Annotated in this window: 14 protein-coding genes and 1 other annotated feature; of the genes, 6 read left to right on the top strand and 8 right to left on the bottom strand. The window is 47.4% G+C overall.

All coding sequences use genetic code 11. The features are described from left to right. Positions 1–34: 34 nt before the first annotated feature. The 5 genes from FNY66_RS10435 to udp form a co-directional block, all read right to left on the bottom strand. Complete coding sequence (locus FNY66_RS10435; RefSeq protein WP_087151538.1) at positions 35–568, bottom strand: EutP/PduV family microcompartment system protein; 534 nt, start codon at positions 566–568, stop codon at positions 35–37. Positions 569–591: 23 nt separating this feature from the next. Next, entirely contained in the window at positions 592–1,020 is a 429-nt protein-coding gene (locus FNY66_RS10430) for a BMC domain-containing protein (RefSeq protein WP_087151539.1), read from the bottom strand. A gap of 11 nt (positions 1,021–1,031) precedes the next feature. Then, on the bottom strand, positions 1,032–1,397 hold the full coding sequence (locus FNY66_RS10425; protein ID WP_087151540.1) for a BMC domain-containing protein: 366 nt from the start codon (positions 1,395–1,397) through the stop codon (positions 1,032–1,034). 126 nt (positions 1,398–1,523) lie between these two features. Then, positions 1,524–2,177 (bottom strand): deoxyribose-phosphate aldolase, encoded by a 654-nt coding sequence (deoC, locus tag FNY66_RS10420; protein ID WP_087151553.1) that lies wholly within the window; start codon positions 2,175–2,177, stop codon positions 1,524–1,526. 14 nt (positions 2,178–2,191) lie between these two features. Next, positions 2,192–2,977: a uridine phosphorylase gene (udp, locus tag FNY66_RS10415; RefSeq protein WP_087151541.1), complete on the bottom strand. Its 786-nt coding sequence runs from the start codon at positions 2,975–2,977 to the stop codon at positions 2,192–2,194. Positions 2,978–3,161: 184 nt separating this feature from the next. On the opposite strand from udp, the gene FNY66_RS10410 reads away from it, so the two are divergent. The 3 genes from FNY66_RS10410 to FNY66_RS10400 are packed head-to-tail and all read left to right on the top strand — an operon-like array spanning position 3,162 to position 4,743. After that, on the top strand, positions 3,162–3,692 hold the full coding sequence (locus FNY66_RS10410; protein ID WP_150311108.1) for an alpha/beta hydrolase: 531 nt from the start codon (positions 3,162–3,164) through the stop codon (positions 3,690–3,692). Beyond that, positions 3,643–4,005 carry a hypothetical protein gene (locus FNY66_RS10405; RefSeq protein ID WP_150311107.1) on the top strand — a complete coding sequence of 121 codons (363 nt, stop codon included), beginning with the start codon at positions 3,643–3,645 and terminating at the stop codon, positions 4,003–4,005. The genes FNY66_RS10410 and FNY66_RS10405 overlap by 50 nt, the downstream gene beginning before the upstream one ends. Positions 4,006–4,020: 15 nt before the next feature. Next, a complete protein-coding gene (locus tag FNY66_RS10400; protein WP_150311106.1) occupies positions 4,021–4,743 on the top strand; it encodes a dihydrofolate reductase family protein in 723 nt (240 codons plus the stop codon). Positions 4,744–4,857: 114 nt separating this feature from the next. Here FNY66_RS10400 and leuS read toward each other — a convergent pair whose 3' ends face one another. After that, a complete protein-coding gene (gene leuS, locus FNY66_RS10395; protein ID WP_150311105.1) occupies positions 4,858–7,290 on the bottom strand; it encodes a leucine--tRNA ligase in 2,433 nt (810 codons plus the stop codon). Between the two features lie 101 nt (positions 7,291–7,391). Then, positions 7,392–7,610 (bottom strand) — a binding site (T-box leader). Between the two features lie 213 nt (positions 7,611–7,823). Here leuS and FNY66_RS10390 point away from each other — a divergent pair. Genes FNY66_RS10390 through FNY66_RS10380 form a run of 3 tightly spaced genes read left to right on the top strand, consistent with a single transcriptional unit; the run spans position 7,824 to position 9,340 of the window. Further along, positions 7,824–8,357, top strand: a complete 534-nt coding sequence (locus tag FNY66_RS10390; RefSeq protein WP_150311104.1) for a sigma-70 family RNA polymerase sigma factor — start codon at positions 7,824–7,826, stop codon at positions 8,355–8,357. Beyond that, positions 8,347–8,631 (top strand): hypothetical protein, encoded by a 285-nt coding sequence (locus FNY66_RS10385; protein ID WP_150311103.1) that lies wholly within the window; start codon positions 8,347–8,349, stop codon positions 8,629–8,631. The genes FNY66_RS10390 and FNY66_RS10385 overlap by 11 nt, the downstream gene beginning before the upstream one ends. A gap of 52 nt (positions 8,632–8,683) precedes the next feature. After that, complete coding sequence (locus tag FNY66_RS10380) at positions 8,684–9,340, top strand: hypothetical protein (RefSeq protein ID WP_150311102.1); 657 nt, start codon at positions 8,684–8,686, stop codon at positions 9,338–9,340. A gap of 77 nt (positions 9,341–9,417) precedes the next feature. On the opposite strand, the gene nrdG is transcribed toward FNY66_RS10380, so the two are convergent. Both nrdG and nrdD read right to left on the bottom strand, forming a co-directional pair. After that, positions 9,418–9,957: an anaerobic ribonucleoside-triphosphate reductase activating protein gene (gene nrdG / locus FNY66_RS10375; RefSeq protein WP_087151548.1), complete on the bottom strand. Its 540-nt coding sequence runs from the start codon at positions 9,955–9,957 to the stop codon at positions 9,418–9,420. Between the two features lie 33 nt (positions 9,958–9,990). Continuing rightward, a complete protein-coding gene (gene nrdD, locus FNY66_RS10370) occupies positions 9,991–12,150 on the bottom strand; it encodes an anaerobic ribonucleoside-triphosphate reductase (RefSeq protein WP_087151549.1) in 2,160 nt (719 codons plus the stop codon). Positions 12,151–12,474: the final 324 nt, after the last annotated feature.

The raw sequence follows: 12,474 nt of genomic DNA, 5'->3' as shown, positions 1-12,474 counted from the left end.
AGCCCAGCCATATCCTGACAGCTGACTGCTGCGATCAAATACGGGTTTCAGCCGGATATTCCACGCCTTCCGGCAGTGGATCCCACTCGTTCAGCCCAAGGCGCTGTTTGAACATAGCCTGCTCCAGTGACAGATTCGGTGTGTCTTCTGACAGATATTCGATCAGTTCATCGACGCCTTCTCTTGTCACATTATTCACCATGAAAATGCGCTCGCATCCGGCATTGAGCAGCCACTGTCTCACCATCGGAATATTGGCATACGGGGAATCGATCTTTGTGATAATACCGATCAGCGGACGCTGGATAAATGCCCGGCTGCTGTCTCCAAACAGATTGAACGGCTCATCCGCCGCCTGGACAATGGCTACCACGTCCGCCTCAAACGAAAAGCATGCAAGACCCACGCTGAAGCGTTTGGATTCCGCATACTCTCCCGGAGAGTCGATCGTATCGTCCTCTGTGTTTGTATACTGTGTTTTTATATAATGAAGTTCTTCTCCTTTGAGCGCCTGCGTCAGGGAAGTTTTTCCCGCTTCGCTCCTGCCCATCAGAAACATCTTTCTCATCCCGTCACCTTACTTAACTTTCTCTAACTCCTGTGTATCTCACAGGTCTTAAATCCCAGGACCTCATCAAAGAATCTGACAACGCCCTCCACCGCTGTCTGAACCTCGGCCAGACCTCCGGTAATAATGAGGGAACCGCAGAAGCGGTCCATAAAACCAATCTCTACATGTGCGCTTTTTACCGCGGTATCCGCTGCCACAACAACAGCCTCCCATGGAGTAAACCTCATCAGGCCGATGGACTCCCCGGTATGATCCTCTCCCTCATGGACTCCGATATGCAGCGCAAGATTCTGGTAGATCCGTGTGTCGGACGGACTGATTATGTGCGCCATGCACACCTCTTTTCCGGGCACGCGGACGCGCGTCATGCGCAGTTTCTTTCCTTTCAGATGTTCGTAATCATCGTGGAACAGCTTTTCCAGCAGTTCCTCTTTCGTCATTCGAGCCATGGATGCACTTCCTATCTCTTTGTAATGTTGCAGACTACATATCCCAGAGAATCACGGAAGTATTCCACGATCTCCGTCAGTGCTGTCGTAACATCCGAAATCTCTCCTGTTATGATCAGCGTACCTGTAAAGCGGTCCGCAAATCCGAGATACACATTTCCACTCTTGACCGCGATATCAGATGCGATAACGGCAGATTCCGGCGGTGTCATATTCATGATACCGATTGCCGATGAGCGGTAATCCACCTGCGGATTCAGACCCAGTTTCTGATATATAATAGGAGATGGTCCGCCCATCACGTGTGCGAACGTGATTTCCTTTCCTGCCACAGTCTCCTGTACGATTCTTATCTGTTCACCATGATCATTTGCCATTAGTCAAATCCTCTCTCTCCTATGTATCTGCCCGTCTAAAAGCAGTCTCAACTATTAAAAATCATACTATTATGTATTCCGACTGTCAAGCTAATATATAGCCACAGCCGCCTCAAATACAACATATTATTTCATATCTTTCACGAGTTTTACAATACGGCTCGTACCCAGACGGTCCGCTCCAAGCTCCAGAAACTTTTCTGCATCCTCAAGTGATGAAATACCGCCTGCTGCCTTTATTTTCACATCCGGGCCGACATGTTCAGAAAACAGTTTAACATCTTCGAATGTGGCACCGCCGCCTGCAAATCCCGTCGAAGTCTTGATATACTCCGCGCCTGCCTCTGTCACGATCTGACACATTTTCACCTTTTCCTCATCTGTCAGAAGGCAGGTCTCAATAATAACTTTGAGGATGTTCTCCCCGCACGCCTCTTTCAGGGTACGGATTTCATTCTCGATCAGGTCATACTTCCCGTCTTTGAGCCATCCGATATTAATGACCATATCGATCTCGGATGCTCCGTTTTTAATGGCATCTTTCGTCTCAAACTCTTTTGCCGCCGTGGTCGTATATCCGTTCGGGAATCCGACCACCGTACACACTGCCGCTTTTCCGTTCAGGTAGTCGCATGCCTGTCTCACGAAGCTCGGCGGAATGCACACGGAAGCAGTACGATATGCAACGGCATCATCGCAGATCTGCCGGATTTCTTCCCACACAGCCGTCTGAGACAGAAGCGTGTGGTCAACATGTCTCAAGATTTCATTTACGTCCATACTTATGCCCATATTTATCTCCTTTTCTCTCTGTCGCTGTGTATCAGATTACGGACAGCTTCCACCGCCACCTGCACCGCCATATCAGTGTCGTGTACGACCGGATTATCCAGACCCAGTTTTTCCCTCTCCTGATTGGCAATAACGAGGAAGCAGGAGCCGACTCTCGCTTTAAGACAGCTTGCGACAACGAACATCGCCGCTGATTCCATTTCCGAGGCAAGGCACCCGAGACGCTTCCACGCTTCCCATTTATTCAACAGCTCATAGCTCACCGGCTTTACCTCCGGCTCATGCTGACCGTAAAACGAATCCTTGCACTGTACGACACCTGTATGATACGGATATCCCTTTCTACTGGCAGCGGCAGCCAGTGCATTTGTCACATTCAGATCCGGAACTGCCGGAAATTCAATGGGCGCATATTCCCTGCTCGTCCCCTCCATGCGGATTGCTCCTGTAGCTATCACGATATCGCCGCTCTTTACCTCCGGCTGCATCCCTCCGCACGTTCCGATACGGACAAATGTATCAGCTCCGCACCGGTACAGCTCTTCCATAGCAATTGACGCTGACGGACCACCGATCCCGGTGGAGGTCACACTGACCTTTTCTCCGTCAAGTGTTCCTGTATACGTTACGTATTCCCTGTTATCTGCGATCAGGACCGGATCATCAAAATATTTTGCAATCTTTGCGCACCTTTTCGGATCTCCCGGCATGATCACATAGCGGCCGACTTCTCCCGCAGCTACCTGAATGTGGTACTGTCTGCTGGCATCTTCTGAATAATTTTTCATGTTGCGACCTCCTCTCATATAACACTATCCATATAACTGTATGGTATCACATTCTGCCGTAAAATGCACCAGTGCACTTTAAACCTTTTGGTTTAAAGTGCATAACCAGAACATGGCTTCTTATGCCCGCGATTCCGGATTACAATATATGCAGCAGACTATCAAAATTAACAGGAGACCAGCTATGAAAAAAACACAGACTGACAGCACAGACAAGGCGGTGACAGATATGAGCAGCACTACGATTACAAATGCCACTCTCCCGGAAGAGCTTGCAGCTATCCCTCAGGATTATCTCTCCGAATCGGATCAGCCCGGAACACTTGTGGAACTTGAATATGACACTTACGAATCCATGACTTATAGCGAAAAAGACCTGGTGATCCACAAACGGGCGATCGTCTATCTTCCCTACGGATATTCTGAAGATATAGAGTATAATGTATTCTATCTGATGCATGGCGGGTGGAGCGACGAGACAACTTATCTTGGTACTCCGGATTATCCCAGCGAGTTCAAAAATGTACTGGACAATGCGATGGCCGACGGAAAGATTCTCCCCATGATCGTGGTATGCCCGACATATAACAATGAAAGCAATACAGACAGCTCCAGCTATTCACTGGCGCTTCAGCTCACGGACAATTATCACAACGAACTGATCAATGATCTCATTCCCGCTGCGGAGGGAACATACATTCCAGTACTGCCTTGACTATTTCCGCTATTTTCTGCCGTCCAGCGGAAATCTCACTTCCAACGGGGAATACATGGCGGATATCGTGCGGGATTCCGGCCATGAGTGGAATGATTTCTTTATTTTCGCAGCATCCGGCACAGATGATTTTGCTTATTCCGCATTTAGGAGTCAGATCGAAGCAATGGCAAATGTAGACGACGGCACATTCCGCTATGCTGACAACGAAAGAGAAGGTAATCTCTATTTTCTCGAACAGGACGGCGGCGTCCACAGCGGCGAGTACGCGATGGAGTATTTCTATAACGGACTTTGCTGGATCTGGCAGTAAGAAAGGAGTTTTACCATGAAAAGACCTTATGTAATATGCCACATTTTGAGTTCTCTGGACGGAAAGATCAACGGACCGTTTATGGGTACGCAGTCAGCAGGAAGTCTGGCGCGGGAATACGGCAGAATCCGCACGGAAATGGACGCAGATGCCTGGATGTACGGCACGTCCACCACGAAAGAATTTACAGCTCATAAAAAGCCTGTTTTAAAAGGTGGAAATCCGGCAGCTCTGAAAGATGATTTCGTGGCTGATGATCACGCCGAATTATATTATGTTTCAATTGATACAGCGGGTGAGATCGGATGGGATTCCGGAGCGTTCAATATCCGCGGAAGAGATTCTCACGTGATCGAGCTCCTCACCGAAGCCACACCAGATGAATATAAGGCTTACCTGAGAGAAAAAGGCGTCTCCTATGTCATCGCCGGGAGCAAAGAACTAGACTGCCGGATAGCGATGGAAAAGCTCTACAGCCTCTTCCATATTAAAAAGTTACTGCTCTGTGGCGGCGGTATCGCAGACTGGAGTTTTCTGAGGGCAGGCATGGTCGATGAGCTCAGTCTGCTTCTGGCACCTGTAACGGATGGTGGCAAAGGAAGCGCTTCTCTTTTTACTCAGAAAACAGGCATCACGGAAGGCGCCCCGGTAGAATTTACATTACAAAAAACAGAGACGATTGGTGACAGCGGGCTGTATCTTAATTACCTTGCCAAAAATGCTGTTTTGGCTGTATAATACTATCTAAACAGCAGTGCAGCGTGGGCCTTTACGGCCTGCGGGGCGCTGCTGTTTCTTTACAATACAGAAAGCCGAGTTCCCTGTTTTCAAGGGTTCTCGGCTTTTACCATCTTATTTCATTACAATATTAACAATCTTCTTCGGCACATAGATTTCTTTGATCACATTACCTGTAAGCTTGTCGGCGACAGCTTCTTTACCTGCCGCAATCGCCTCGTCCTTTGTAGCCTCGGTTGAAATACTAATAACAGCTTTTGTCTTGCCGTTGATCTGTACCGGAATCTCGATCTCGTCGTCTTTCATCTCGTTCTCATCATAGGTCGGCCAGCCTGCCTTAAAGACAGTCTCACTGTGGCCTAACTGCTCCCACATCTCCTCTGCGAAGTGCGGTGCGAACGGAGAGACGAGGACTGCGATTGTCTCCAGAGTCTCTTTATCGATTCCGCCCTCTTTCTTAGCAACTTCGATAAACTTATTGTTGTACTCCATGAAACCGGAGATAACCGTATTCAGGCTGAAGCTCTCCAGACGGCTTGTGATGTCGTAAACCATCTTGTGACGGAGCTTGATCATCTCTTTCGTCGCCTTGATATCCTGATCCTTGCTGTCCTGAAGCAGGTTCCAGAGACGTTTCAGGAAACGGTTAACACCGTCGATCCCGCGGTCATCCCACTCGGCATCCAGCTCCGGCGGTCCTACAAAGAGCTCATACATTCTCAGGGAGTCGCAGCCGTAATCACGAACGAGATCGTCAGGAGACACGACATTGCCCTTTGACTTACTCATCTTGATTCCGTTCTTTCCTGTGATCATTCCCTGATTGAACAGCTTGTGGAACGGCTCGTCAAAGTCGATCACTCCGATATCATACAGGAACTTCGTATAGAATCTGGAGTACAGAAGGTGGAGAACCGCGTGCTCAACACCTCCGATGTACATATCTACCGGCAGCATCTCGTCCGCTTTCTCTCTGGATACCAGTTCTTTATCATTGTGGTTATCTACATAGCGCAGGAAGTACCATGATGATCCCGCCCACTGCGGCATGGTGTTTGTCTCTCTCTTCGCCGGTTTTCCACATACCGGGCATGTGCAGTTTACCCACTCATCAATCGCTGCAAGCGGTGATTCTCCGGTTCCCGTCGGTTCGTAAGACTCTACATCCGGAAGCGTAAGCGGAAGTTCTTCTTCCGGTACCGGCACACATCCGCAGTCCGGACAGTGGATGATTGGAATCGGCTCGCCCCAGTAACGCTGACGGGAGAATACCCAGTCACGGAGCTTGTAGTTCACTGTCGCGCGGCCAAGTCCTCTCTCCTCGATAATATGCGGAGCTTCTTTCTTGAGCACAGCGGACTCCATTCCATTCCACTCACCTGAATTGATCATCGTTCCCGCTGCCTCTGTATATGCCTCTGTCATATTCTCGATCTCTTTGCCGTCTTTTGCGATGACCTGCACGATCGGAATATCAAATTTCTTCGCAAACTCAAAGTCACGGTCGTCATGAGCCGGCACGCACATGATAGCTCCCGTACCGTAATCAGCCAGTACATAGTCGGACAGCCAGATCGGCGTCTTCGCACCGTTTAACGGGTTGATCGCATAGCTTCCCGTAAATACACCTGTCTTCTCCTTGTCCTGCATACGGTCTACATTAGACTTCATGGAAGCCTCGTAAATATATTTCTCTACGGCGTCTTTAGTCTCCGGTGTTGCGAGAGATTTCGCAAGCGCGTGCTCCGGGGCAAGTACCATAAATGTAGCGCCGTAAAGTGTATCCGGTCTTGTCGTATACACCGTGATCTTCTCATCTCTTCCGTCTACCGGGAAGTCAACCTCTGCGCCGTAAGATTTTCCGATCCAGTCTGTCTGCATCTTCTTTACCTTCTCCGGCCAGTCCAGTTTGTCAAGGTCATTTAAGAGACGGTCTGCATACTTCGTGATACGGAGCATCCACTGGCGGAGGTTCTTTTTCGTCACTTCCGCGCCGCAGCGCTCGCATTTGCCGTTTACTACTTCCTCATTTGCCAGACCAGTCTTGCAGGACGGACACCAGTTGATCGGGAACTCTTTCTCGTATGCAAGTCCTTCCTTGAACATTTTCACAAAAATCCACTGTGTCCACTTATAGAACTTCGGATCTGTTGTATTTACTTCCATATCCCAGTCATAGAGTGCTGCGATATCATTGATCTGCTTCTTGATATTCGCCACGTTCTCTGCCGTGGATTTTGCCGGATGAACGCCCATCTTGATGGCATAGTTCTCAGCCGGAAGTCCGAACGCATCCCATCCCATCGGATGTACGATATAATATCCCTGCTGCAGTTTATAGCGGCTCCATACGTCGGAGATAACATAACCTCTCCAGTGTCCTACGTGAAGTCCGTTTCCTGACGGGTAAGGGAACATATCGAGGCAGTAGTATTTCTGCTTCTTATTTCCATTATCGTCAACTCTCGGATTGACCGGCTTTTCTTCCCATCTCTCACGCCATTTTTTTTCGATTGCTCTGTGGTTGTACACGATCTTTGTACCCATCTGATGATTCCTCTCTTTCTTCTCTCACTAAACGTCCGCCTGAAAACTGTTCTGATCTTTCATTTTAGCGGGACGCATAAAGAAAGCCTTTTCTTCTCATATCAAGAGACGAAAAGGCTTATTTTCCGTGGTACCACTCTCATTCATCTGACCAAAGTCCGATGCACTCATTGATTCTGTAACGGGAATTCCCGCTTCCGGCTACTCTGCGTTCACCGAAAGGACTCCAAGACCAGTTCAGAGTTTACGCTGCTGCCTCGCACCTTCCGGCAGCTCTCTGAAAACGATACGCTCCTACTACTTCTCTTCTAAGTCTCTGCAATATACTCAACCATTATAAAAAGAACATTAAAATAAGTCAAGAGGTTTCTGATTCAGATTCTCAGGATTTGCGGATTCTTGTTATTTTTTGTAACCACATCCTTACTTTTTCCGTCTAATCTATGTAAACTAAAAGGAGCGCCCCTTTTTATACACCGAAAAGGTATCAGAAACATGTCGGGAAAGGCATGAAAACGAAAGGAGATGCTTAAATGGATACAAGTGAAGAATTCCGGCTGGCAAAAAAAGCTATCCACGGAAATCCGGAGGCGTATGGCAGGCTTATCATTCTCTATCAGGAATATCTCTATAAGATTGCTTTCCTGTATATGAAAAACGAACAGGATTCCCTTGATCTGGTAGGCAGCACAATATTAAAAGGTTACCAGAATATCCGTACTTTAAGAAAGCCGGAGTTATTTAAAACCTGGCTTGCAAAAATCCTGATCAATACCGCGAAAGATGAACTTAAAAAAATCGTCTACTATAATGAGATTGATGAGGAACATATCTCTGACCGGTATCAGGCCGTATCCCTCGAAGAGACATTAGATCTGAAATCAGCAATTGAACTTCTTCCGGAAAAATATCGCACGGCCATCATCCTGAAATATTTCAGCGGACTATCTGCACGCGAGATCTCATATATCATGAACGCGCCCGAAGGGACTGTCAAAGCATACTTAAGCCGGGCACGTAATGAACTCAAAAAAATATTAAAGGAGGGCTATTTTTATGCTGGTTGATTTTAATAACATACATATTCCAGATGAAAAACTCAATCTTGTTGTGGAAGAAAGCCTGAACAAGGTTAAAAAGATTCATAGAAGAAACCGTTTACGCCGCATTACAGGTGGTACGATTGCAGCAGCAGCCGCAGTCATCGTACTGACAGGTATCTGCGCGTCCAATCCTGTGATTGCCGAACAGTTTACTAAACTGGGTGAGATCTTCGGTCTGGTGGAAAACGAACAGGATTATCCCGGCGATTATTCATCTGTCAGCGTTCCCGTTCCCTGAACCCCTCCGCCAAAGTGTAGCTGATGCAGATAAAAGCGGCGGTTCTTATCTAATGCTGGTCACTGAACAGGATACTGATTTTGCAGATCTTCCGATGAACCCTGACGGGAATCTGTATGTAGAAGCCGAGGGGGCTTTTCAGGACGAATATACCTTTGCCGGAGCATTCCGCATTGACTTTAATGTGTATCCATATGCGCTGTACGAAATCCCGGATTCTTTTACATGGGATCTTAAGATAACCAATATCTACGGTCCGGACTGGACCGGACAACCGGACAGTCCCCTGTCACTTCCCGGAGAATGGACTTTCTCCAGCCAGATCACCCGGCAGGAAATCGATACGAAGACAGTTGATGTGAACCAATATGCCCCCAACGGCGACGGTATTGTAAGCGTTACCATAACTCCCTATGAAGTTGACGTAGAAATGGGATATGACGAAGGCAAAGTCCAGCCCGGATATGAACGATTTGACAGTATACAGTCTGTAATGCTGGATGGATCAGGCAAGCTGATCGAGGATAATATAGGGCTGTTTTCCCCAGACGGATATGATCTGTCAATGATCACCGTCTATTATATGGAGACTCCGGATGAGGCATCCTGGTTGGAAATACAGGATAAACTGCTTGATGAGGATTTTGCGCCACAACTTCAGGAATATCTGGAAGACATTGCGATCCAGAAAATAGAAATACCATTGTAAATCCTTTCTTTCATATACAGATAAACACAGTTCCCGACAGTCGGGAACTGTGTTTATCTATACAACAAAGACAGAATTTACATTCCGCGCTTCACTTTTGCTTCCCACGGCACAATCTCACCGCTCTCCAGACTTTTTTTCACATCAATGATCCGCTGATTGGACGATCCACGGAACACCAGCCTGATGTCTTTCAACGCTTCCACGAACCTCCCGTCCACAAGCACATCTATCATGGACAGCATCTCGTCCGTATGTTCACATCTTGCACGGCTTTCGCTGAGCAATTCTCTGTCATAGAGATAACCGGTATAGCACCAGATATTTTTCTCCGGATACCGCTCTTTCACTTTCCTTAAGAGCTGTACAATCACCTTCTGGTTCTGCGGCTCAAACGGCTCTCCGCCAAGCAGTGTCAGTCCGTTTATATAACCTGGTGAAAGTGCATCTAGAATTTCCTGTTCTGTCTCTTCCGTATATTCTTTCCCATATGCAAAATCCCATGTGTCCTGATTAAAACACCCCGGACAGTGATGGGTACAGCCTGAAACGAAGAGGGAGACTCTTACTCCCTCACCGTTGGCGATATCGCATTTTTTAATTTCTCCGTAGTGCATATTTTCTCCTGACACCAGTTGACTGCACTGTTATTACAAATGCAGTACTCTTTCTTTGATCTCCTGTGTCCTTCCCTGATTCCAGAACTGCGTTCCGATATAGCCGCAGGTACGTCTCGCCACATTCAGTTTATCCTGATCTCTGTTGCCGCAGTGTGGGCACTCCCATTCAAGCTTTCCGTCTTCTGTCGTCACGATCTGGATTTCCCCGTCGTATCCGCATACCTGGCAGTAGTCACTCTTTGTGTTCAGCTCTGCATACATAATATTATCGTAAATGAACCGCATTACCTGAAGCACTGCAGGTATGTTGTCCTGCATATTCGGCACTTCCACATAGCTGATCGCGCCGCCTGTAGAGAGCGCCTGGAACTGTGACTCGAATTTCAATTTGGAGAATGCATCTATCTCCTCACTTACATGAACATGATAGCTGTTCGTGATATAACTCTTGTCTGTCACGCCCGGCACAATGCCAAATCTCTTCTGGAGACATTTTGCGAATTTATAAGTCGTACTCTCGATTGGAGATCCATAGATACTGAATCCGATGTTCGTCTCCTCTTTCCACTTGTCACACGCATCATTCATATGCTTCATAACATCCAGTGCAAACGGTGTTGCTTCCGGATCAGTATGGGATTTGCCTGTCATGTATTTCACACATTCGTACAGCCCTGCATAACCGAGAGATATTGTGGAATATCCACCGTAAAGCAGCTTGTCTATCGTCTCCCCCTTTTTCAGACGTGCAAGTGCGCCGAACTGCCATAGAATCGGCGCCGCATCGGAGAGCGTTCCCTTCAGTCTGTTATGTCTGCACATGAGAGCACGATAGCACAAATCCAGTCTGTCGTCAAAGATCTTCCAGAATTTATCCATATCTCCTCCGGAAGAAAGTGCTACGTCCACAAGGTTGATCGTCACAACTCCCTGATTGAAACGTCCGTAGAATTTATATTGGCCGTTCTCATCTTTCCACGGACTAAGAGCACTCCTGCACCCCATTACCGGAAAGCAGTTTCCCTCTTTAAGCTCTTTCATCTTCTTCTCGGAAATGTAATCCGGTACAAGTCGTTTTGCCGTGCATTTCGCAGCAAGTTCTGTCAGATAGTAATACGGAGTTCCTTCATCCACATTATCTTCTTCCAATACATAGATAAGCTTCGGGAACGCCGGAGTCACCCATACTCCTGCCTCGTTCTTCACTCCCTGATACCGCTGCTTGAGCGTCTCCTCAATGATCATGGCGAGATCTTTTTTCTCCGCCTCGCTCTTCGCTTCATTTAAATACATGAACACTGTGAGGAACGGAGCCTGCCCGTTCGTCGTCATCAATGTGATGACCTGATATTCAATGGTCTGGACACCTTTGGTAATCTCCTTTTTCAGGCGTCCCTCCACAATTGCATTGAGCTGGTCAGCCGGGCAGTCAAAGCCGATCGAACGCATCTCATCTTCCACCTCTGCACGAATCTTATCTCTCGACACCTGTACAAAAGGTGCCAGATGTGCAAGTGAGATACTCTGCCCGCCGTACTGGTTGCTGGCTACCTGGGCGATAATCTGTGTTGCGATATTGCAGGCTGTTGAGAAACTGTGCGGCTTCTCGATCATTGTTCCACTGATGACAGTACCGTTCTGCAGCATATCCTCAAGGTTCACCAGATCACAGTTATGCATATGCTGTGCATAGTAATCGGAATCATGGAAATGAATGATTCCCTGTTTGTCCGCCTCTACGATATCCTCCGGGAGGAGCATCCTCTGTGTCAGGTCACGGCTCACCTCGCCTGCCATATAATCCCTCTGTACACTGTTGACAGCAGGGTTTTTATTGGAATTTTCCTGCTTTACATCCTCATTGTTGCACTCAATGAGCGAAAGGATACGGTTGTCCGTTGTGTTTGCTTTACGCACAAGGGAACGTTTGTAGCGGTACCGCACATATCTCCTTGCAAGATCAAAAGCACCTGTCGCCATGATCTGGTTCTCTACCATATCCTGTATCTCCTCAACAGATACGGCGCGGTTCAGTTTGTTGCACTTGAATTCCACGAATTCCGCAATATCCTCGATCTGCGCGTCCGTCAGGCTTCTGCTCTCAGCCTTTGTGTCCGCTTTTGTGACCGCTCTCACGATCTTCCTGTTGTCGAATATTTCTTCGGAACCATTTCTTTTAATAATTTTCATACTGCCTTCTCCTTAATCGCCTCTATATTATATCTGGAACAGCCCCGCAACCGCCCCGGCGGATTTTCCTGCTGGGTCTGTATATCCGTCCGAAATCCATTCTAATACAAAATATAGTGCATTGCAATCCCCAAAACACACTATCATGTATTTTCAGAACTACCAGTTTCTATGTGAGGATTATCACGAAAATGAAATTATTTTATTTTTTTGTCATAACAACAGAACACACTTTTCATAATATTCTGTTATTTTCACACAAAAAGAACAGCCTTCACCCGGAAATTCCAAATAAAGACTGTTCTCGTGATTATGGCAGACTGC

Origin of the sequence: Mediterraneibacter catenae (assembly GCF_008691045.1) — a bacterium.
Classification (GTDB): domain Bacteria; phylum Bacillota; class Clostridia; order Lachnospirales; family Lachnospiraceae; genus Mediterraneibacter; species Mediterraneibacter ornithocaccae.
Note: the sequence above shows the minus strand (reverse complement) of the source record. Positions and strands in the feature narration are given on the sequence as shown.